Here is a 21897-nt window from a genome sequence, read left to right as displayed (position 1 = left end):
TGTTGGTTGTTGAGCACTCCTGATACGCTTTGGCGATAACTCTGGCAATAACTGAATATTATGGAACTGACACTGGAATTACTCGCAATGCTGTTTGCGGTCGCCACTCTGGCGGGCTTTATCGACGCCATGGCAGGAGGTGGCGGCCTGCTGACCCTGCCGGCGTTGCTGGCATCGGGCATGTCCCCGGTTCAGGCACTGGCGACCAATAAGCTGCAGAGCTCGTTTGGCAGCTTCTCGGCGAGCCTTTATTTTGTGCGCAACGGACTGGTGAGCTTAAAAGAGATGCGCCGCGCCATTGCGTGTACGTTCACCGGTGCGGTTCTCGGTGCTGAAGCGGTGCAGTATATCGATGCGGGGATCCTGACCAGCCTGATCCCGCTGCTGCTGATCGCAATTTCGCTTTATTTCCTGCTGGCACCAAAAACCCAGACCAGCAAAGGCCCGGCCAAAATGTCTGAAAACCTGTTCGCCCTGTGTGTGGGGGGCGGCGTTGGCTTCTACGATGGCTTTTTTGGCCCGGGCACCGGTTCGATTTTTACCGTCTGCTTTGTGGCGATAGGGCACTTTTCACTGGTCGAGGCCACCGCCCGGACCAAGGTGCTCAACTTTACCTCCAACATCGCCGCGCTGCTGTTTTTTGCCCTCGCCGGGCTGCCGGTGTGGGAAGTGGGGCTGGTGATGGCGCTGGGCTGTTTTATCGGCGCGCGCATGGGTGCCCGGGTGGTGCTGACCAAAGGGCAGAAGTGGATCCGCCCGCTGGTGATCTTTATGTCGATGGCGATGGCGGTAAAACTGCTGTGGCAACAGCATCCGCAATGGCTGCAAGCACTGTTTTAACCCGCGGATTTCGGCCGATGTTCTGCCGGTAGCAGAGATAAACCGGGCGTTTGAGGCGGCTGAGTACCGGGTAGTGGTCATGGCACTGAGCCGGGTTTATGCCCAGGGTGCGTACCACCGAAAGCGGAATAATGGCCGGGGCCACACCGGCCAGTGCCAGATTGGCAGAGGCGGTATAAGAGTCCATCTCCATCAGGGGCTCGATGCCGGCCCCGCGCAGCGCTCGCAGCTGATAGGTATTGGCCGGATTACTGAGGTCATTGGTGATGACCCGGGTGAGCTCAGGCGGAGGCGTCCCCTGGCTGACCAGATAGAACGGCTCATCGGTCAGGTGTTCGGTGACCAGACCATGATGGGGCGGCAGGTGACCGGCACAAAAGCCCACCGCGGCTTTTCCTGACTGAACCTGTTCTATGATTCGCGGTGTATGCCGGGTTGTGAGGCGCAGGTTGGGGTCGGCTTTGAACAGCCGGCTTATCACCGGGCTGATATAGCCGCTGACCAGGGTTTCAGAGCAGGCCAGTTCGAGCACTGAGCTGTCGGGCAGTGGCTGTTGCTCGTATATCTTTCCAAGCAGTTCGTTAAACCCGGGTGCCAGCGATTCTGTCAGCGCCTTTCCCTCCTCGGTCAGCCTGACCTGACGGCCGTCCGGTTCGATCAGTTTCTTTCCCAGCTGTTTTTCCAGCCTTGCGATGCGTTTGCTGACCGCCGATTGGCTGATATAGAGCAGGCTGCCGGTACGGCTCATGGTTTTGGCCTTACTCAGTACCAGCAGGGTTTCGATGCCTTCAAGCAGCATAGTAATGATGAAAGTTGGGAATGGGTCTGGTTAAGATAGCGGATAGACAGGCTGGATGCCAGATGTGAAAGAGGGATTATGGCGGTCCTGGGTCCTGGGTCCTGGGTCCTGGGTCCTGGATTCTGGGTTCTGGGTTCTGGGTTCCGGGTTCCGGGGCAGGGATGAAGAGCCCGGCATGGGCCGGGCATCATTATGCTTGTTTTAGCGGCGCAGTGCGATCACTTCGATTTCAACTTTGGCGTCTTTTGGCAGGCGGGCGACTTCCACACACGAGCGGGCAGGGTAACCGGCATTGTGGGAGTCAAAGAACTCGCCGTAGACCTGGTTTACCAGCGCAAAGTCGTTGAGATCTTTCACAAACACCGTGGTTTTCACAATGTCACTTACCGACAGGCCTGCCGCCTGGATGATTTCAGCAGCGTTGGTCAGGGACTGCAGGGCCTGCTCCTGAACGTCTTCCGGCATTTCGCCGCTGCCTGGGTGAATAGGCAGCTGGCCGGAAGTGATCACCATGTTGCCGAGATCGACAGCCTGAACATATGGGCCAATAGCAGCAGGCGCTTTTTCGGTATTGATTACAGTCATTATATTTCCTTGATTCTCTTTGATTACGGAACAGTGCGGGGCACAACAGGGCGGACTGAGGCTCTTTCAGCTCAGCTTTCCCGCAGTTAATTGTGGGTTGATTACGCCGGAGTGGCGCAGCAGTACAGCCGGTTTAACCGGTCTGAAGTCAAAACAGTGAAGGTACCACTGACGGAAAGTCGTGGCGAAGGCGGTGATCCCGGATATACCAGGGAGCGATTAAGCTGCCAAAAAAACGGGTGTGGGACATGCCGTGTACGCTTTAAGTAATACAGGGCTTTGATACTAAAAGAACAGATTTATAAATAACGTGAAAGCGATCGCTAAACCCGCCAGGCACTGTGGCTGGCAGTGAAAATCATGAGGCGGGTCACTGAAACAGAAGAGCCCGCAAAAGCGGGCTCACGAAGGTATTTATCTGCTCAGCGGTTAAGTGCGAATGTTGGCAGCGACAGGTGCCAGCGGATGGCGGTCAGGCGGATTGCCAGGGTGGTAAATATCCCTGCCAGAAGCGCCGTCGAGGAGTCCAGTTCCAGCTGAAGCGCGCCGGTATGCACCAGGCCGCCAATCAGACACGCGGTGGCGTAGACTTCACTGCGCAATACCATAGGCACTTCCCGTGCCAGCACATCGCGGATGATACCGCCGCCACAGCCTGTGGCGATGCCCATGATCACCGCGATCATGGCGGAATCCTGATAGGCGAGAGACTTCTCAACCCCGATGCCGACAAATACCGCCAGGCCGATGGCGTCACAGACCGGCAGTACGTACCAGGGCACCCGTTTCGGGCGGCGGACAAACAGCATGGTCAGAATACAGGTCACCAGGATCACCCACAGGTAGAGGGTATCCTTGATCCAGAAGATCGGGGTCGCGCCGAGCGCCATATCACGGAAGGAACCGCCGCCAATCGCGGTAACGCTCGCCAGTACGATAACGCCAAAAGGGTCCATCTTCAGCCTTCCGGCCAGCAGTACCCCGGATACCGCAAAAATCGCAGTACCAAATAAATCGATCAGATATAACAGCGAGAAATCCATAAGGACAGAACCCCGAAATTAACTACAACAGTGGACGCGAATGAATCTTACTGGAAATCGTTTGCGGCGCTAAGTGTTTTATGTCAAAAAAAGTTGCAGATTGTTATTTTGTTGCAAGTCTGGCTGCATCAAGGTACCCGCACACCTGCTCAACGGCTTTCAGGGTTCTCACCGTCGGGCGGTTGATCCAGTCTGCCTGCAGTGACCAGATATGTCCGCTTTCCACTGCCGGGATCTGTGGCCAGCGCTGCCACTGGTGCTGATCCGCCATGGCGTGGCGGGAGAAAAAGATCGCCTGGGGCGCTTTGGTGATCACCTGCTCTTCCCCGACCTGAGGGTAAGGAGCGCTGCTGTGCTCAAAAATGTTCTCACCGCCACACAGGGAAAACACTTCGCCCGGCCAGCTTCCCTGCGCCATGGTAATGATGGGCTTTTGGCTCAGCTGATAAAAATAGCTGACTTTGGGGCGATTTTGGTACCTGGCTTTAATATCAGACAGTTGAGAGCGGAATTCTGTGGCTACTCTTCGGCCATGAGCCGGGTCAGGGCTGTACTGGCTGAGCAGTTCGATATTGTCTGCGATCTGTTCCAGTTTGCCGGTTTCGGTGTAGACCACGTTAAAGCCAAGTTGTTCAAGCCGGGTGGCCTCTTTGGCCGGAGTGCCGTTTCTCCACGCAATGATAAGGTCGGGATTAAGGGCGATAATTCGTTCGAGTTTAAGGCCCTGGTAGTTGGCGACTTTCTCGATATCCAGCACTTCTGGCGGGTAGTCACTGCGTTCACTGACTCCGATCACCGCAGGACCAAGCCCGGCGGAGAAAGCCAGTTCAGCAGAGTGGGGTGAGAGGGTGATAACCCGCTCTGCTACCGCAGAGACGGCCGGGGCGGAACACAGCAGCAGGGTGGCTGCGGTGATTCTCAGGTTCATTATTAAACTCCCTGGAAGACGAGCGCCATCAGCGCGCTCTGGATCAGCAGCCAGACGCAGGTACGCCATGCGAGCAGGTGCTGGATCTGGGCAAGGTGGAAAGCCGCCGGGGCGATGCGCCCACCCAGTTTCGCCCGTACCTGTTTGCGGCCTTCATAGATGGCTGGTCCACCCAGTGACAGGCCGAGTTTGTTGCCGGTTACAGCCAGTACCCAGCCAGGGCCGGGCAGCGGCCAGCTCAGCGCCTGCTGACGCATCAGCCGCAGGTGGGTCAGGCCGTTATTGCCTGCACCAAGCAGCAGGGCGAACAGTCTCAGGGGAACAAAATCGAGGATTGCCTGAATGCGTACGGCGGTCAGGCCAAACGGGGAGTGGCTTGCCCGGGCCGGAGACCAGGCGCGCGCCAGTTCGGCGCTGAAGCGGTAGATAAGGGCACCACTGGCTCCGGCGATTCCGTACCAGAACAGCACGCCAATCACGTTGCGGCTGAATCCGACCAGCAGGGTTTCAGCACCGGCTTTACCCAGCCCGAGCTGAGAAAGGGGGGCGGTTTCCCGGTTGAGGAAAAACGCAAGCTCTTCGCGGGCTTTGGCTTTGTTCTGATGACTGAGCCATTTGACCATCTGTTTTGCCAGGGTTTCGCTGTCACGCCAGCCAAAGGCGAGCAGCAAAATGGCCAGATCGAAAAACTGAGGCTGCCAGGCGAGGGGCTTGAATGCCCAAAGCAGCAGCCACAGCGGCACTATCATCAGCAGCCAGGCCAGCGCACCGGAAATCAGGCTCTGCTGGTAGCTGTGATTACGGTTTACCTTGTCTGCCAGCAGCTGAGCAAAACGGTGCCATATCCTCGCCGGATGCGCCGCTTTGGGGATCGGCAGGATATAGTGGAAAACCAGTGCGCCCCACATAACCAGCAGGGCGCCGTTGGCGTAGAGGTCACTCAGCGCTTGTGGCATAGGCTCAGCTCAGCAGCGCAGCCATTTTGATCACCATCTCAGATGAGCTCTTCGCTGCCAGCGGCAGAAATTCATCAAAGCTCATTGGTGACTCTTTGTCAGCCACGTCTGAAATTGCACGAACAACAACAAACGGTACCTGGAACTGGTGACAGGTCTGGGCAATAGCAGAGGCTTCCATCTCAACCGCAATCACTGACGGGAAGTTTTCACGGATAAACGCCTGGCGCTCTGCACTGCAGACAAACGCGTCACCGGTACAGATCAGGCCACGCACCGCGTGCTGGTCTTTCATCTGAGCCAGTGCCTGCTCTGCAACCTGCATCAGTTTCTCGTCAGCGGCGAAGGCTGCCGGCTGGCCTGCCATCTGGCCGATTTCGTAACCAAACGCAGTAACGTCCGCATCGTGGTGGCGTACTTCGGTAGAGATAACCACATCACCCAGGTTCAGTGTGCTGTCGAAACCACCTGCAGAGCCGGTGTTGATAACCATATCTGGTTCATAGATTTCCAGCAGCAGTGCAGTGCCAACAGCAGCAGCGACTTTGCCGATGCCCGATTGCAGCAGTACCACGTCCACGCCTTCCAGCTGACCGGTAAAGAAAGTGCAGCCGCCACGGCGTTGCTCTTCACAGTTTTCCAGCGCTGCCTTCAGGATCGCAACTTCCTGCTCCATTGCACCGATAATGCCTAGTTTCATAGTGTTTCTCTGTTTGATGATTCAATAAGTTGCCGGGATTTTATCACGAACAACCGGGCGTGTTGACCTTTGGGCAGACAAAATTCGCACAAGATCAGGGCCGGATCAGTCCGGCTTCGCTCAGGCGCTCACGCAGCGTTTCTGCCCGTTTGCGGTTGACGCCAAAATCGTAGTATCCCAGCCGGGCCTGTGAACGGATCTGCAGAGTACCGTTTTCGGTAAACAGCTCCATATCATCGACAAACCCCAGCACTCTGCTGGAGTACTCGATACGCAGGTAATTCTGCTTTTTTTCTCCCAGCGCTGCGCCCGGCAGGCTGAGGGCGACCGGTTCGATCTGTGCCAGTGTGGTGTCCGGCGTCAGCGTAAACGGAGCGAGCGTGTAGTCCGCGCGCGCATCCAGGGTGGAAACGCAGTTGGGGCTGTCACCGCAGGGCTCTTTGTGACGCGGGCTTTCCGGCGGCGTGCTGCTGCACGCCATCAGTGGCAGGCACAGCAGGGCGGTAAACAGTTTTTTGTCTGGCACGTTCTTATCTGACACCTTTTTATCTGGCTCGTTCTTGTTTGACATAGTTACTCCTTTGGATCAGACGCCAAGGTAGTCGAGGATCCCCCCGGCGGCTTTGCGTCCTTCATCGATGGCGGTGACCACCAGGTCTGAACCGCGCACCGCATCACCACCGGCAAAAATTTTGGCGTTGCTGGTCTGGTAAGCATAGCTCTGATCCTGTGGCGCTTCGATTCGTCCCCACTGATCCAGCCCTACGCCAAACGGCTCCAGCCACTCCATGGTGTGAGGCTGAAAACCAAACGCCATGATCACAGCATCAGCGTCGAGCAGGTGCTCGCTGCCGGGAACCGGCTGTGGCCGCCGGCGTCCGGCCTCATCCGGCTCTCCCAGTTCGGTTTTTACCACCCGCACACCGCTGACCTGGCCCTTGCTGTCGGTTTCAATGCCGAGCGGCTGAAGGTTAAACATAAAGGTGACACCTTCTTCGCGGGCATTTTTCACCTCCCGGCGGGAGCCGGGCATATTCGCTTCGTCGCGACGGTAAGCACAGATGACTTTTTGCGCCCCCTGGCGGATGGAAGTGCGCACGCAGTCCATCGCGGTGTCACCACCGCCGAGGACCACCACTTTTTTACCGGCCATATCGATATAAGGCTGGTCACTTTTGAGTGCCATCACCTGGTAAGTGTTGGAGATAAGAAACGGCAGCGCGTCATATACGCCGGGGGCATCTTCGTTCTCCAGTCCGGCGCGCATGTTTTTATAGGTGCCGACACCAAGAAAGACGGCGTCATAGTCGTCCACCAGGCTCTGCATGGTGACGTCTTTGCCTACTTCGCAGCCCAGGCGGAACTCCACGCCCATATCGCTGAAGATGCGGCGGCGGTTGACCATCACTTCTTTCTCCAGTTTGAAAGAGGGGATTCCGAACGTCAGCAGGCCGCCGATTTCCGGGTAGCGGTCAAAGACCACGGGTTTGACGCCGTTGCGCACCAGAACATCGGCAGCGGCCAGACCCGCCGGGCCTGCCCCTATGATGGCGACTTTCCTGTCCGTCCACTCCACGTGGGACATATCCGGCTTCCAGCCCTGCTCAAAAGCTTTGTCTGTGATGTATTTTTCGATGTTGCCGATGGTGACGGCGCCAAAGTCATCGTTGAGGGTACAGGCCCCTTCACACAGGCGGTCCTGTGGGCAGACCCGGCCACAGACTTCCGGCAGGCTGTTGGTCTGGTGTGACAGCTCGGCTGCTTCAATAATCCGCCCTTCGTTAGCCAGTTTCAGCCACTGGGGGATGTAGTTATGGACCGGGCACTTCCATTCACAGTAGGGATTACCGCAGTCGAGACAACGGTCTGCCTGAGCTTTGGCCTGCTGGCCGGTAAAAGGTTCGTAGATCTCAACAAACTCAATTTTGCGTATCCTGAGCGGTTTTTTGGCCGGGTCCACGCGCTGCACATCGATAAACTGATAAACGTTCTGGCTCATAATGCTCTCCTTTACTGTGCCTGAACGCGCAGCTCAGCGGCGCTGCGGCTCTGGTGACCAAGCAGGGTGTTGAGGTCGGCGGCTTTGGGCTTGACCAGGAAGAAGCCGGGGATCCAGCGGTCGAAGTCGGCGAGGATCTTTTCGGCATGCCGCGAGTGAGTGTGGCTGAGGTGTTCGGCAATCAGGCCGCGCAGGTGCTCCTGATGGATCGGCAGTCCACTCAGTGCGATGGCTTCCACCGACTCGTGGTTGACCCGGCCGGTGAAGTCCTGGTTGTCATCGAGCACGTAAGCAAATCCGCCTGTCATGCCCGCGCCAAAGTTCACCCCGGTTGCACCCAGGATAGCGACCACGCCACCGGTCATATACTCACAGGCGTTATCCCCGGCTCCTTCGATAACCGCGATGGCGCCGGAGTTACGTACCGCGAAGCGCTCTCCTGCGGTGCCGGCCGCAAACAGCCTGCCTCCGGTCGCACCATAAAGACAGGTGTTACCGATGATCGACGCTTCGTTACAGTTAAAGGCGCTGCCTGCCGGGGGATGGATGGCGATAAGTCCGCCGGCCATGCCTTTACCCACATAGTCGTTGGCATCCCCGGTCAGGTGCAGTTCGATGCCTCCGGCGTTCCATACTCCGAATGACTGACCTGCGGTGCCGGTAAAGTGCAGTTTCAGCGGCGCGGTGGCCACCCCGGTGTTACCAAAGCGTTTGGCGACTTCGCCGGAGAGACGGGCTCCGACCGAGCGGTCAGTATTGCGGATGTCGTAGTAAAAGTTTTGGCCTCTGCCGCTTTCCACCGCAGGCAGGGCGTCATCGAGGATCGTCTGGTTAAGTCCGGCACTGTCAAACGGCTGGTTGGCCTCGCTCCAGAAGAGCGGGTGACCCTGGGGAGAGACAGGTTTCTCCAGTATCGAAGTGAGATCCAGTCGGCTCTGTTTGGCGGTCAGGCCGGGCAGGGCTTCGAGCAGGTCGGTGCGGCCGATAAGATCGGTCAGTTTCTCCACCCCGAGTTCCGCCAGCAGGCCGCGGACTTCTTCGGCGAGACCGGTGAAGTAGTTCACTACTGCTTCCGGCAATCCTTTGAAGTATTCCCTGCGCAGGGTTTCATCCTGGGTCGCCACACCGGTGGCGCAGTTGTTGAGGTGACAGATACGCAGGAACTTACAGCCCATGGCGATCATGGGCGCGGTGCCAAAGCCAAAGCTCTCTGCGCCAAGGATCGCTCCTTTGACCACATCCAGTCCGGTTTTCAGACCGCCGTCTACCTGGAGGCGGATCTTGTGCCTCAGACCATTGGCCACCAGCGCCTGCTGGGTTTCGGCCAGCCCCAGTTCCCAGGGGCTGCCGGCGTATTTTACTGAGGTCAGCGGACTGGCTGCTGTACCGCCGTCGTAGCCGGAGATGGTGATAAGGTCGGCGTAAGCCTTGGCTACGCCGGTAGCAATAGTGCCGACGCCAGGCTCGGAGACCAGTTTGACCGACACCAGCGCGTCCGGGTTGACCTGCTTGAGGTCGAAGATCAGCTGGGCCAGGTCTTCAATCGAGTAGATGTCGTGGTGCGGCGGCGGTGAAATCAGGGTCACGCCCGGTACCGAGTAACGCAGCTTCGCGATTTCTGCGGTGACTTTGTGGCCCGGCAGTTGCCCCCCTTCTCCGGGCTTGGCCCCCTGGGCGACTTTGATCTGCAGTACGTCGGCGCTGGTCAGGTAGTGCGGGGTGACGCCAAAGCGTCCGGAGGCGATCTGTTTGATGCGCGAGTTGCGTTCTGTGCCAAACCGGCGCGGGTCTTCGCCCCCTTCACCGGAGTTGGAGTATCCGCCAAGGCGGTTCATCGCGGTCGCCAGTGCCTGGTGTGCTTCCGGGCTCAGGGCGCCGATCGACATGGCTGCAGAGTCAAAGCGTTTGAACAGATCGGAAGCGGGCTCGACTTTTTCCTGTGGCAGAGGCTGGTCTGCTTTTTTCAGTGCCATCAGATCGCGCAGCATCGCGGCCGGACGCTGGTTTACCTGCTCAGAATAGGAGAGGTAGTCCTGCTGTTGGCCGGTTTTAACCGCGCTCTGCAGGCTCTGTACCACATCCGGGTTGTAGGCGTGAAACTCGCCGCCGTGGACGTATTTCAGCAGCCCGCCATGCTCGACTGGTTTGCGTTTGATCCAGGCTTTTCTGGCCAGGTTGTGCAGGTCCTGTTCAAAGTCGCTGAAGTCTGCGCCCTGAATGCGTGATGCCACGCCGTTAAAACAGAGAGCCGTGACCTCATCGTGCAGGCCGACCGCTTCAAACAACTGAGAGCAACGGTAAGAGGCGATGGTCGAGATGCCCATTTTGGACATGATCTTATACAGGCCTTTGTTGATGCCGCTCTGGTAGTTGAGCATGGCCTCTGCGTAGTCCTTGTCCAGTGCGCCATCGTCGATCATTTTGCCCAGCAGCTCATAGGCCAGGTATGGATAGACGGCGGTGGCGCCAAAACCGAGCAGTACCGCAAACTGGTGCGGGTCCCGGGCACAGGCGGTCTCAATCAGGATATTGGCGTCGCAGCGTAAGTCAGTATTTACCAACCTGGCCTGGACTGCGCCAACGGCCATTGCCGCCGGAATCGGCAGTTTGCCTTTGACGATTTCCCGGTCAGAGAGGACCAGCAGCACGGTGCCGTTTCTGACTACTTCTTCGGCCTGGTCACACAGTTTTTCGATGGCGGCTTTCAGGCTTACCTGCTGTGGGTCATAGTTAATATCCAGGGTGGTGTTGTGGTAATACTTGTTGTCGAGTTCAAGCAGCTGAACCATGTCTGAATAGAGCAGTACCGGTGAGTCAAACGTGACCCGGTGGGCATGGCCGCCGGTTTCACAGAAGACGTTCATCTCCTGGCCGATGCTGGTGGCCAGTGACATCACGTGCTTTTCGCGCAGCGGGTCTATTGGCGGGTTGGTGACCTGGGCGAACTTCTGACGGAAGTAATCACTGACTAACCGCTCGCGCGAGGACATCACGGCCATCGGGGTGTCATCCCCCATGGAGCCGACCGCTTCCTGGCCCATATCGGCCAGTACTTTGATGACCTGGTCCATCTCTTCACTGCTGACGCTAAACTGTTTCTGGTACACCCGGAGTTCATCGTCGCTGAAATCCCGTCCGCCAGGCGTGGCTTCATCCAGCTCGGTGAATGGCGTCAGGCGGCGGACGTTGTTCTCCATCCACTCCCGGTAGGGGTGACGGCTCTTAAGTTCGTTGTCGATATCGGCCGAATGCCACAGGCGGCCTTCACCGGTATCGATTACCAGCAGCTCGCCGGGGCCGACCCGGCCTTTCTCGGCCACTTCATCCGGGGCGTAATCCCAGATCCCGACTTCTGAGGCCAGGGTGATCAGTTTGTCTTTGGTGATCACATAGCGTGCCGGGCGCAGGCCGTTGCGGTCGAGGTTACAGGCGGCATAGCGGCCGTCAGACAGTACGATGCCGGCCGGACCGTCCCAGGGCTCCATGTGCTTGGAGTTGAAGTCGTAGAAAGCGCGCAGGTCCGGGTCCATATCCGGATGATTTTGCCACGCGGGTGGCACCAGCATTCGCAGGGCGCGGAAGATATCCATCCCCCCGGCCAGCAGCAGGTCGAGCATGTTATCCAGGCTGGAGGAGTCGGAGCCGCTCTCATTCACAAACGGCGCGGCGCTCTGCAGGTCCGGCAGCAGTGGCGAGGCAAACTTGTAGCCCCTTGCACGTGCCCACTGGCGGTTGCCCTCTATGGTGTTGATCTCGCCGTTATGGGCCAGATAGCGAAACGGCTGCGCCAGTGGCCAGCGTGGCTGGGTATTGGTGGAGAATCGCTGGTGGAACAGGCAGATGGCGGATTCCATCCGGAGATCGGCCAGGTCCGGGTAGAAGCGGGGCAGGTCGGCGGGCATACACAGGCCTTTGTAGACCACGGTCTGGGTCGAGAGGCTGCAGATGTAAAACTCATCATCGTCACTGAGCTGCTTTTCTATCCGCCGCCTGGCGATATAGAGGCGCCGTTCCACGTCCTGATCCCGCCATCCGGCCGGGGCCGGAATGAACACCTGTTCAATTGCGGGCAGTGAGTCCGCGGCGATGGGGCCGAGCACTTCCGGCGTGACCGGAACAGTTCGCCAGCCAGCCACCGCCAGGGTTTCCTGCTTGAGCGCTTTACGGATAATCTCCCGTGCGGCACCGGCTTTGTGACTGTCACGGTTTAAGAAGAACATGCCGACCGCGTACTGGCGGGCCAGGTTCCAGCCCTGTTCCTGTGCGATCAGGCGAAAATAAGCGTCTGGTTTTTGCAGCAGCAGTCCACAGCCATCACCGGTTTTTCCGTCGGCGGCGATCCCGCCCCTGTGGGTCATACGGTCGAGCGCCGAAATGGCGGTGCGTACCAGTTTGTGGCTCGGCTCACCTTCCATGTGAGCGATCAGGCCAAAGCCACAGTTATCTTTCTCGAGCTTCGGGTCATATAGCGGCATGACAACTCTCCCTTTGTGTGCTGTTTCAGCAAGTTACCGAACCTGAGCCGAACCCGGATCCGTAACTGACAGTGATGTTAATTTTTATTAGTTTTTGTTTACATCAACTTTACAACGTACCCCTGTTAATGACGGGGGTCAAGTAAACAAGTTGCATTTCAGGAAGAGGGGAGACAGAAACAAAAAAGGCCTGCACAGGACAGAGTGCAGGCCAATTCGGAAGGAAAGGTTTTATTGTGTTACACAGACAGCATCAGCGAGTCTGCTTTGGCTTCCAGGTTGGTGTTACCCATCAGGAAGCTGTCGATCTCACGGGCACATTCACGGCCTTCGTTGATACAGCGAACCACCAGAGACTGGCCGGTACGCATATCACCAGCAGCAAACACGCCAGGCTGATTAGTCTGGAAACCTTCGGTGGCGACGTTGCCGCGCTCATCAAGGCTGATGTCCAGCTGAGCCAGCACGCCGTTTGGTTCCGGATGCAGGAAGCCCATCGCCAGGAACGCCAGGTCACACTCCAGTACCCGCTCACTGCCCGCGACTTCTTCAAAGCCAGGGCGCTCGCCAGGTTTGGCGTCCTGCCAGACGATATCCGCAACGCGTACGCCGGTCAGTTCACCTTTATCGTTACCGATAAACTCCTTGGTCAGGATGTTCCAGTGACGCTCACAGCCCTCTTCGTGAGAAGTTGAGGTGCGCAGGATCATCGGGTACTGAGGCCATGGCATGTTCGCCGGGCGTTTCTCCGGCGGCACAGGCATGATCTCAACCTGAGTGATGCTGGTTGCGCCGTGACGGTTTGAGGTACCCACACAGTCAGAGCCGGTATCACCACCACCGATCACCACGACTTTCTTGTCTTTGGCGTGGATCTCGTCGGTTTTCAGGTCCATGTTGTTGGCGCGGCGGTTGTTCTGAGCCAGAAACTCCATCGCGTAGTGCACGCCTTTCAGCTCACGGCCCGTAACCGGCAGGTCACGCGGCACGGTCGAACCACCGGTCAGCAGCACCACATCGTGCTCCTGACGCAGCTGCTGGGCGTTGATATCCACGCCGATATGCGCGTTGACCACAAACTTGATCCCGGCTTTTTCCATCAGGTCGATCTTACGGTCGATCACTTCCATGCTGAGCTTGAAGTCAGGAATACCAAAGCGAAGCAGACCACCGACTTTCTCATCACGCTCATAAACCGTCACGGTATGACCGGCACTGTTAAGCTGCTCGGCTGCCGCCAGACCCGCAGGGCCTGAGCCGATGATGGCCACGGTTTTGCCGGTGCGCGACTTTGGCGTCTTCGGCTTGGCGTAACCTTCACGGTAGGCGGTCTCGACAATGGTCTTCTCGATGTTACAGATGGTGATCGGATCCTGGTTGATCCCCAGAACACACGCACTCTCACATGGAGCCGGGCAGACACGCCCGGTAAACTCCGGAAAGTTGTTGGTGGTGCTCAGGATGTTCCAGGCCTCTTCCCAGCTGTCACGGTAAACCGCGTCGTTAAACTCCGGGATGATGTTGCCGATAGGGCAGCCGTTATGGCAAAACGGCACCCCACAGTCCATACAACGTGAAGCCTGGGTATTGATCTTGCTGCCAAACTCCTCGTTAAGAACGAACTCTTTGTTGTTTTGAATACGAACACTTGGGTCGAGCTTGCGGGGCAGCTCGCGGCCGTGCTCTAAAAATCCAGTAGGCTTACCCATTATACTGCCTCCATCTCTTCCTTGATCTTCGCCTGGGTTGCTTCTGCTTTACGCTTTTCAAGCACCGCTTTGTAGTCACGTGGCATCACTTTCACCATCTGTTTCAGGCTGGCTTCAAAGTTGTCCACAAACTCCTGCGCCACGCGGCTGCCGGTGTAAGCGATATGTTTGTTCAGCATATCCAGCAACAGATCCTTGTCTTCCTGCTCCATTGGATCAAGGTCAACCAGTTCCGGGTTAAGCTTGGTTTCGAAGTCACCTTCTTTATCCCAAACGTACGCCACACCGCCGCTCATACCTGCGGCGAAGTTACGTCCGGTACCACCAAGGATCACCGCGACACCGCCGGTCATGTATTCACAGCCGTGGTCACCCACGCCTTCAACCACAACTTTGGCACCCGAGTTACGCACACAGAAGCGCTCGCCCGCCATACCGCGGATGTAAGACTCACCCGAGGTCGCACCATAGAAACAGACGTTACCGACCACGATGTTCTGTTCAGGAACGATAGTGGAGTCAGCGTGCGGGTAGAGCACCAGGGTACCGCCTGACAGGCCTTTACCCCAGTAGTCGTTCGCGTCGCCTTCTACTTCGAACTTGACGCCTTTGGCAAGGAATGCACCAAATGACTGACCGGCGCTGCCGTTGAACTTCACCTGCATTGGCTGCGGCAGACCCTGGTCTTTGTAGACCTTGGAGATCTCGTTCGACAGCATGGTACCGGTACTGCGGTCGGTGTTGATGATGTCGAGCTCGGCATCTACTGCTTCGCCTTTCTCCAGTGCAGGCTGAGCCAGTTCGATCAGCTTGCGGTCCATCACCGATTCCAGGTTGTGGTTCTGTTCAATCTGAGAGTACAGACCATCCTGCTCACGCGCCTGCTCAAGGAACAGAACAGGAGACAGATCCAGGTTCTGGTATTTCCAGTGTTTGATATCCTGACGCACTTTCAGCTTCTGAGACTGACCAACCATTTCGTCGATGCTCTTAAAGCCCAGCTCCGCCATGATTTCACGCAGGCCTTCTGCCATGTACTGGAAGAAGGTCACTACGTCTTCCACGCGGCCGTCAAAGCGTTCGCGCAGCGTCTTGTTCTGGGTTGCGATACCCACAGGACAGGTGTTCTTATGACACTTACGCATCATGATACAGCCTTCAACCACCAGGGCTGCGGTTGCCACGCCCCACTCTTCAGCGCCCAGCAGGGTTGCGACTGCCAGGTCACGCGGGGTTTTCATCTGACCATCGGTCTGAACCACGATACGGTTACGAAGGCCGTTACGCAGCAGCGTCTGGTGGGTTTCCGCCAGACCCAGCTCCCATGGAAGGCCGGTGTGACGAATCGATGAAATTGGTGATGCACCGGTACCGCCGTCGAAGCCTGCGATCAGAACCACGTCTGCTTTCGCTTTGGCAACGCCTGATGCGATGGTGCCGACACCCGCTTCTGATACCAGCTTCACGTTAACGCGGCCGGCACGGTTGGCGTTTTTCAGATCGTAGATCAGCTGCGCCAGATCCTCGATAGAGTAGATATCGTGGTGTGGCGGTGGCGAGATCAGGCCGACTCCCGGAGTGGAGTGACGGGTCGCACCGATCCAGTCATCAACTTTATCGCCCGGCAGCTGACCGCCTTCACCAGGTTTCGCGCCCTGGGCCATCTTGATCTGGATTTCGTCTGCGTTGGTCAGGTAGTAAGAGGTCACGCCGAAACGGCCCGATGCCACCTGTTTGATCGCAGAGCGTTCCCAGTCGCCGTTCTCTTTGCGCTCGAAACGGGTCGGGTCTTCACCACCTTCACCCGAGTTCGACTTGGCTCCGATACGGTTCATGGCAACAGCAAGAGTCGAGTGCGCTTCGTAAGAGATAGAGCCGAATGACATCGCACCGGTCGCAAAGCGCTTCAGAATGCTCTCAATCGGTTCCACTTCTTCCAGCGGAATGCTGCCGGCCGGGTTCTTCACAAAGTCCAGCTGGCTGCGCAGCGTGGCGGCATTATCGCCCTGGGCATCGACTGCTTTGGCGTACTTCTTAAACTGGGTGTAGTCTTTGTTGCGGGTCGATTCCTGCAACAGAGAGATGGTTTCCGGGTTAAACAGGTGTTTCTCACCACGCTGTTTCCACTGGTAAACACCACCGACATCGAGTACCTGAAGCGGGATTTCGCGGGTCGGGTAACCCAGGCGGTGGCGTACCAGCACCTCTTTGGCGATATCATCGATGGTCAGGCCCTGAATACGGGTCACGGTACCGGTAAAGTACTTGTCGACCACAGACTTGCTGATACCCAGCGCTTCAAAGATCTGTGCACCGTGGTAAGACTGCAGGGTTGAGATACCCATCTTGGAGAAGATCTTCAGCAGGCCGGCATCGACCGCTTTACGGTACTGGTCGAACAGCACTTCAGAAGAGAGTTCCGGATCCAGCTTGCGCTTGCGCTGCAGGTCTACGATGGTCTCGGTCACCAGGTATGGGTTCACCGCGTTGGCACCATAACCGACCAGGGTCGCGAAGTGGTGGGTTTCACGCGCGTCACCGGTCTCGATCACGATGTCACACTTGGCACGCAGGCCTTTACGGATCAGGTGGTGGTGTACCGCGCCCACTGCCAGCATCGCCGGGATTGCCGCGTGGTTAGAGTTCACCGCACGGTCGGTCAGCAGGATGATGGAGTAGCCATCGATAACCGCATCTTCAGCGTACTGGCAGACGCGTTTCAGCGCGCGTTCCAGTTTGCCTGGTTCTTCACTGGCGCGGAATACGATATCCAGCGTCTTGGCCTGCAGGTGCTCGTTATCAATAGCACGCAGTTTTTCCAGCTCAGCGTTCGACAGTACCGGCGAGTCCAGCTCAACCTTACGGCAGTGGAGCGGAGTCTCGGTCAGCAGGTTCTGATCTTTACCCAGATAGGTCTTGAGTGACATCACCATACGCTCACGGATCGGGTCGATCGGCGGGTTGGTTACCTGGGCAAACAGCTGCTTAAAGTAGTTAGACAGGTGCTGAGACTGGTGCGAAAGCACCGCCAGCGGCCAGTCTGCACCCATGGCACCCAGCGGCTCTTTGCCGTCTTTGGCCATAGGCACGATGATTTCATTCACCTCTTCCGAGCTGATACCAAAGGCCTGCTGATGGTGAAGCAGACGTTCCGGTGACGGCTGGTGGTGCATGTTGTCTGCTTCCGGCAGCTTCTTCAGGCTCAGTAGGTTGTCTTTTACCCACTGCTCATAAGGCTGCGCGTTGGCGATAGAGTCTTTCACCTCTTCATCAGAGATGATGCGGCCCTGCTCAAGGTCGGCGACGAAGATACGTCCCGGCTGCAGGCGGCCACGGTGTTCGATGTTTTCCGGTTCGATCTCTACCACGCCTGATTCAGACGCCATCACCAGGAAGTTATCTTTGGTGACTGTGTAGCGGGAAGGACGCAGGCCGTTACGGTCAAGAGTTGCACCTACCTGTACACCGTCGGTGAAACAGACAGAGGCCGGGCCATCCCACGGTTCCATTACGTTGGCGTGGTACTGGTAGAACGCACGGCGTTTTGGATCCAGGTTTTTGTTCTCCTGCCACGCTTCCGGGATCATCATCATCAGGGCGTGCGGCAGGCTGCGGCCGGAAAGCACCAGCAGTTCCAGTGCCATATCGAAGTTGGCTGAATCCGACGCGCCTTCCTGACAGACAGGAAGCAGCATGTCGATTTCGGTCTGGGTGAACAGGTCCGATTCAATAATCGCTTCGCGGGCCTTCATCCAGTTCAGGTTACCGCGTACGGTGTTGATCTCACCGTTGTGGGCAATGTAACGGAAAGGCTGCGCCAGGCGCCATTTCGGGAAGGTGTTGGTTGAGAAACGCGAGTGAACCAGCGCCAGCGCGGTCACCATAGTCGGGTTCTGCAGGTCGAGGAAGTACTGAGGTACCTGCTCTGTGGTCAGCTGACCTTTGTACACCAGTGTCTTGTAAGACATGGAGTTAATATAGAAGTCGTCACCGATGTTGGAAACGCTCTCCAGGCAGACGCGAATGGTGTAGTTACGCAGCACGTACAGCTTACGCTCCAGCTCTTCCGGCGATACGCCCGGACCTGCGGAGATAAATACGTGCTCGAACTGAGGTTCTGTGCTGAGCGGGTCAGCGCCGATCATCGAGTTATCGACCGGCAGCACACGATAGCCAAGAACGTCCAGCTCAAGGCGTTTTGCATTGCGCTCCAGGATGTCGCGGCATTGCTGACGTTTATATTCGTCTTTAGGGAAGAGCACCACGCCCACACCGTATTTCTCAAACGACGGCAGTTTGATACCCAGTTTGACGGTCTCTTCCAGCAGAAATTCATGAGGTTTTTGCAGCAGAATGCCCGCACCGTCACCGCTGCTCGGGTCACAACCCTGACCACCGCGGTGTTCCATACGTGCCAGCATATCCAGCGCCTGCGTTACTACCTGATGTGATTTACGGTTTTTCAGGTGAGCAACAAAACCGATACCACAAGCGTCATGCTCCAGCTCGGGAGTGTACAGACCTTGTGATGCCTGCTCTCTATCTAGCATAGATACATCCTTCCAGTTATTTCAGGTGACAACCAGCCAGTGGTCATCAACCCTGTCCTTTCAATATTGACATCGCAGCCAGCCACAGGTCTGGCTGGTGAGAATCCTTTCTGCCCTTCGCAGGAAAAAGTTTGCGAAGAAAACACTTCCCTGGAGTTTTTCCACAGAGTTTGCCGTTTATTTGGCTTTTTATATTGGAGGGCGTGGAAAAACTGCCTTTTTATAACCTGACAAATGGCGATAATTCGACCATTTTGACAAGGCTATCTGTAACTATCCTACAATTATGCCTAGCTAAATTCCAATCAAACTTCTATCACTGGCGCTGATTTTTTGTTCCTGAGACGCATATCCAGCTTAACAAAATGCTGACAGGTGCCGTTTTTCACTGGATTTTGTGCATCTTTATTGATTTCTGCCAGTATGTGTTTCCTTTGTCAGTAATAGAATGTGGAGTTTTCTTTTGAAAAGCTGTAATTTTATTTCACTGATGAGAGTCATTCTCAACTGGGTGCTAAGGTAATGAAACAACTCCACGAACTGGTCAATACACTGGGACAGGATCTGCAACGCCGCTACGGAGAGAAGGTGCACAAACTGACTCTGCACGGAGGCTTCAGTTGTCCGAACCGGGATGGCACCATAGGCCGGGGCGGCTGTACTTTTTGTAACGTGGCCTCGTTTGCCGATGAGCAGGCACAGATCAAATCCATTACCGACCAGCTGACCGACCGTGCCGGCGAAGTGCACCGGGCCAGGAAGTATCTGGCCTATTTTCAGGCATACACCAGCACGTACGCTGAAGTGCAGGTGCTGAAAGGCATGTATGAAGAGGCGCTGACCCAGGCGGACATCGTCGGCCTGTGTGTGGGTACCCGCCCTGACTGTGTACCGGACGCGGTGCTGGATCTGCTCAGTGAATATCATCAGAAAGGTTATGAGATCTGGCTGGAGCTGGGTCTTCAGACTGCCAACAATCAGACCCTGAAGCGGATTAACCGTGGTCATGATTTTGAGTGCTATGCTGAAATTACCCGCCGCGCACGCGAACTGGGCCTGAAAGTGTGTACTCACCTGATTGTTGGCCTTCCGGGTGAAAGCCGGGAAGATTACCTCGATACCATAGATAAAGTGGCGGAAGTGGGCACTGACGGTATCAAGCTTCATCCGCTGCATATCGTAGAAGGCAGTACCATGGCGAAAGCCTGGCGCGCCGGACGGATGGATGCACCGGATCTGGATGAGTACGTTGAAGTGGCGTCTGAAATGATCCGCCGCACTCCGGCTGACGTGGTGTACCACAGGGTCAGTGCCTCTGCGCGCAAACCAACTCTGCTTTCACCGTTGTGGTGTGAAAACCGCTGGGCCGCGATGACAGAAATTGGCCGGAATCTGAACGATAATGGTGCCCAGGGGAGTGCACTCGGTCAGCCCTTTGTTTATACTCAGCCGGTTTTAAAAAAAGGTTAACGATCAGCTGCAAAAGTGAAGGGTTAACCTTAAATATCAGGGAAATCAGTCATGGATGCAGCATTGAACATCATCTGGAGCGGTCTTTACCAGTTTGGCTTTGAGCTGGTAGTACTGGCCGCTGCCACCGCCATGGTGTGGCACTTTCGCCGCCGGTTTCAGCGCCAGCTGAAAAGCTTTGTGGCGGATATGCCGGGTTGCCTGTTTATTATCGACAGTCATTCCGGCCAGTTGCTGGAAGCCAACCGCCAGGCGATGCAACTGCTCTCTATTCGTAAAATCGGCCGGCGTTTTCATTTTCCCGGTCAGCTTCCTCCCCGTCAGCTTGCGCGGATGTTTACCCCTTTTACCCATCATGGTCATTTTACCAATCAGGGATTTGACCTCACCGTTTCCGAGTCTGTGACCCGGCGTCTGACGCTGAGCGGGCGGCTGGACAAATACGAGGGGCACAGAGCCTGGTTTTTGTACGCGGAGACAGCGGCCCGTCATCAGGAAGAAGGCGTGCTGTCCGGTGACCCGCTTGCATCCCGGGTTCTTGATTCCATGTCTGAGCCGGTGTTCTTTCTTAACCTGAAAGGGGAAGCGCTCGGTACTAACCGCGCTTATGACCATTTCTGGCAGGGAAGAACAGAGCAGGGCTTTCAGGCGGTTCAGGGGCTGCAGCCGGGCCGCTACAGTCAGCGCCGCTGGACGACCACTCCGGATGGCCGGAGTTGTCTGCTAGAAACTCATGTCAGTACCCTGACCGATGACCGCGGCCAGCCGTTTGGTTCGCTTGGGATCAGTCATGATGTGACTGACTGGCACCAGACCCAGCAGGCCCTGCGCGATGAAATGGAGCGACGTAAGGATACCGAAGTGGCGCTTGCGCAGCGTGATACCATCCTGCAGTCGATCCTGGAGGCCAGTCCGGATCCTATCGGTATGTTCAATGAGAGTATGATCTACGAAGCGTGCAACAGGCCGTTTGTGGAGTCGCTTGGGATCACCGACGCCAAAGAGCTGCTTGGCCAGCGGCTGGATCAGGTGGTGGCTCCGGACAACTACCTCAATTACAAAGACAGTGACGAGCAGGTAATGCGTTACGGCCGGACCCTGCGCTATATCCGTCAGGTGGAGAAAACCCTTGGCGAGCCGACCTGGTATGATGTGGTGAAATCTCCGTATCAGGATCCCGCTTCCGGTACCAACGGCGTGCTGGTGATCGCCCGGGATGTCAGTGAACGCTTCCTTGCTGAACGTAAGCTGGCCCGCGCCAACCAGGAGCTGGAGCAGCTGAGCTTTATTGACGGCCTGACCAAAGTCGCCAACCGGCGCCGGTTTGATGCCCAGCTCGAAACCCTGTGGCGGCTGCACGTACGTCAGAAGCAGCCGCTGACCCTGATGTTGTGTGACATCGACTTCTTTAAAGATTACAACGATAACTATGGCCATCTGCAGGGCGATGAAGCGCTGATCCAGGTCGCCAGGGCGTTCAGTCAGGAGTTGTCACGGGATTCCGATTTCGTTGCCCGCTATGGCGGTGAAGAATTTGCCTTCCTGCTGCCCAATACCGACAAAGAAGGGGCTGCGCATGTGGCCCGCCGCATCCACGATGCCATCGCCAGGCTTAATATTGCTCATCATCACTCCGGTGTTGCCCGGCGGATAACTTTAAGCCTTGGCAGTGTTTCCTGCGTACCAGAGCACGGTTCGAAAGGTGCGGAGCTGGTGGCTCTGGCCGATAAGGCTCTTTATCAGGCCAAAGAGAAGGGCCGCAACCGTTCAGAGTTCAGCTGATTATGCTACCTGTTTATTGAGATGTGAGCCTGCCTTGCGACTCTGCGCTGGCTCACCGTTA

14 protein-coding genes are annotated in these 21897 nt (G+C 56.8%); 3 read left to right on the top strand and 11 right to left on the bottom strand.

Annotated elements, in window-relative coordinates:
* Positions 1-60 precede the first annotated feature (60 nt).
* Positions 61-840 carry a TSUP family transporter gene (locus ACVB80_RS15285; RefSeq protein WP_481082158.1) on the top strand — a complete coding sequence of 260 codons (780 nt, stop codon included), beginning with the start codon at positions 61-63 and terminating at the stop codon, positions 838-840.
* Here ACVB80_RS15285 and ACVB80_RS15280 read toward each other — a convergent pair.
* The 11 genes from ACVB80_RS15280 to gltB (ACVB80_RS15230) form a co-directional block, all read right to left on the bottom strand.
* Positions 770-1639, bottom strand: a complete 870-nt coding sequence (locus ACVB80_RS15280) for a LysR family transcriptional regulator (protein WP_481082157.1) — start codon at positions 1637-1639, stop codon at positions 770-772. The two genes, ACVB80_RS15285 and ACVB80_RS15280, sit on opposite strands and share 71 nt — an antisense overlap.
* A gap of 201 nt (positions 1640-1840) precedes the next feature.
* The gene (locus ACVB80_RS15275) at positions 1841-2227 is read right to left on the bottom strand and encodes a RidA family protein (RefSeq protein ID WP_481082266.1); all 387 of its coding nucleotides are present in this window, start codon (positions 2225-2227) and stop codon (positions 1841-1843) included.
* Between the two features lie 419 nt (positions 2228-2646).
* Positions 2647-3267: a TRIC cation channel family protein gene (locus ACVB80_RS15270; RefSeq protein ID WP_481082156.1), complete on the bottom strand. Its 621-nt coding sequence runs from the start codon at positions 3265-3267 to the stop codon at positions 2647-2649.
* Between the two features lie 103 nt (positions 3268-3370).
* Entirely contained in the window at positions 3371-4195 is an 825-nt protein-coding gene (btuF, locus tag ACVB80_RS15265; protein ID WP_481082155.1) for a vitamin B12 ABC transporter substrate-binding protein BtuF, read from the bottom strand.
* 2 nt (positions 4196-4197) lie between these two features.
* Complete coding sequence (locus tag ACVB80_RS15260) at positions 4198-5151, bottom strand: cobalamin biosynthesis family protein (protein WP_481082154.1); 954 nt, start codon at positions 5149-5151, stop codon at positions 4198-4200.
* A 4-nt stretch (positions 5152-5155) separates the two neighbouring features.
* Positions 5156-5851, bottom strand: a complete 696-nt coding sequence (gene mtnN, locus ACVB80_RS15255) for a 5'-methylthioadenosine/S-adenosylhomocysteine nucleosidase (RefSeq protein ID WP_481082153.1) — start codon at positions 5849-5851, stop codon at positions 5156-5158.
* Between the two features lie 94 nt (positions 5852-5945).
* Complete coding sequence (locus ACVB80_RS15250) at positions 5946-6422, bottom strand: DUF1499 domain-containing protein (protein ID WP_481082152.1); 477 nt, start codon at positions 6420-6422, stop codon at positions 5946-5948.
* 15 nt (positions 6423-6437) lie between these two features.
* A complete protein-coding gene (locus ACVB80_RS15245; protein WP_481082151.1) occupies positions 6438-7850 on the bottom strand; it encodes an FAD-dependent oxidoreductase in 1413 nt (470 codons plus the stop codon).
* A gap of 11 nt (positions 7851-7861) precedes the next feature.
* Complete coding sequence (gene gltB / locus ACVB80_RS15240; RefSeq protein WP_481082150.1) at positions 7862-12325, bottom strand: glutamate synthase large subunit; 4464 nt, start codon at positions 12323-12325, stop codon at positions 7862-7864.
* A 239-nt stretch (positions 12326-12564) separates the two neighbouring features.
* The gene (locus ACVB80_RS15235; protein WP_481082149.1) at positions 12565-14034 is read right to left on the bottom strand and encodes a glutamate synthase subunit beta; all 1470 of its coding nucleotides are present in this window, start codon (positions 14032-14034) and stop codon (positions 12565-12567) included.
* Entirely contained in the window at positions 14034-18584 is a 4551-nt protein-coding gene (gene gltB, locus ACVB80_RS15230) for a glutamate synthase large subunit (RefSeq protein WP_481082148.1), read from the bottom strand. Before gltB (ACVB80_RS15230) ends, ACVB80_RS15235 begins: the two co-directional genes overlap by 1 nt.
* 522 nt (positions 18585-19106) lie before the next feature.
* Here gltB (ACVB80_RS15230) and mnmL point away from each other — a divergent pair.
* Positions 19107-20054: a tRNA modification radical SAM protein MnmL/YtqA gene (gene mnmL, locus ACVB80_RS15225; protein WP_481082147.1), complete on the top strand. Its 948-nt coding sequence runs from the start codon at positions 19107-19109 to the stop codon at positions 20052-20054.
* 51 nt (positions 20055-20105) lie between these two features.
* Entirely contained in the window at positions 20106-21836 is a 1731-nt protein-coding gene (locus ACVB80_RS15220) for a GGDEF domain-containing protein (protein ID WP_481082146.1), read from the top strand.
* Positions 21837-21897: the final 61 nt, after the last annotated feature.

Source organism: Vibrio sp. 9-16B-A1, assembly GCF_056726165.1.
Note: the sequence above shows the minus strand (reverse complement) of the source record. Positions and strands in the feature narration are given on the sequence as shown.

Excerpts from the sequence above, each read along its gene's own strand:
- ACVB80_RS15250 (WP_481082152.1), bottom strand. The coding sequence starts at position 6,422 with ATGTCAAACAAGAACGAGCCAGATAAAAAGGTGTCAGATAAGAACGTG.
- btuF (WP_481082155.1), bottom strand. The coding sequence starts at position 4,195 with ATGAACCTGAGAATCACCGCAGCCACCCTGCTGCTGTGTTCCGCCCCG.
- ACVB80_RS15280 (WP_481082157.1), bottom strand. The coding sequence starts at position 1,639 with ATGCTGCTTGAAGGCATCGAAACCCTGCTGGTACTGAGTAAGGCCAAA.
- ACVB80_RS15285 (WP_481082158.1), top strand. The coding sequence starts at position 61 with ATGGAACTGACACTGGAATTACTCGCAATGCTGTTTGCGGTCGCCACT.
- ACVB80_RS15220 (WP_481082146.1), top strand. The coding sequence starts at position 20,106 with ATGGATGCAGCATTGAACATCATCTGGAGCGGTCTTTACCAGTTTGGC.
- gltB (WP_481082150.1), bottom strand. The coding sequence starts at position 12,325 with ATGCCGCTATATGACCCGAAGCTCGAGAAAGATAACTGTGGCTTTGGC.
- mtnN (WP_481082153.1), bottom strand. The coding sequence starts at position 5,851 with ATGAAACTAGGCATTATCGGTGCAATGGAGCAGGAAGTTGCGATCCTG.
- mnmL (WP_481082147.1), top strand. The coding sequence starts at position 19,107 with ATGAAACAACTCCACGAACTGGTCAATACACTGGGACAGGATCTGCAA.
- ACVB80_RS15235 (WP_481082149.1), bottom strand. The coding sequence starts at position 14,034 with ATGGGTAAGCCTACTGGATTTTTAGAGCACGGCCGCGAGCTGCCCCGC.
- gltB (WP_481082148.1), bottom strand. The coding sequence starts at position 18,584 with ATGCTAGATAGAGAGCAGGCATCACAAGGTCTGTACACTCCCGAGCTG.
- ACVB80_RS15270 (WP_481082156.1), bottom strand. The coding sequence starts at position 3,267 with ATGGATTTCTCGCTGTTATATCTGATCGATTTATTTGGTACTGCGATT.
- ACVB80_RS15245 (WP_481082151.1), bottom strand. The coding sequence starts at position 7,850 with ATGAGCCAGAACGTTTATCAGTTTATCGATGTGCAGCGCGTGGACCCG.
- ACVB80_RS15260 (WP_481082154.1), bottom strand. The coding sequence starts at position 5,151 with ATGCCACAAGCGCTGAGTGACCTCTACGCCAACGGCGCCCTGCTGGTT.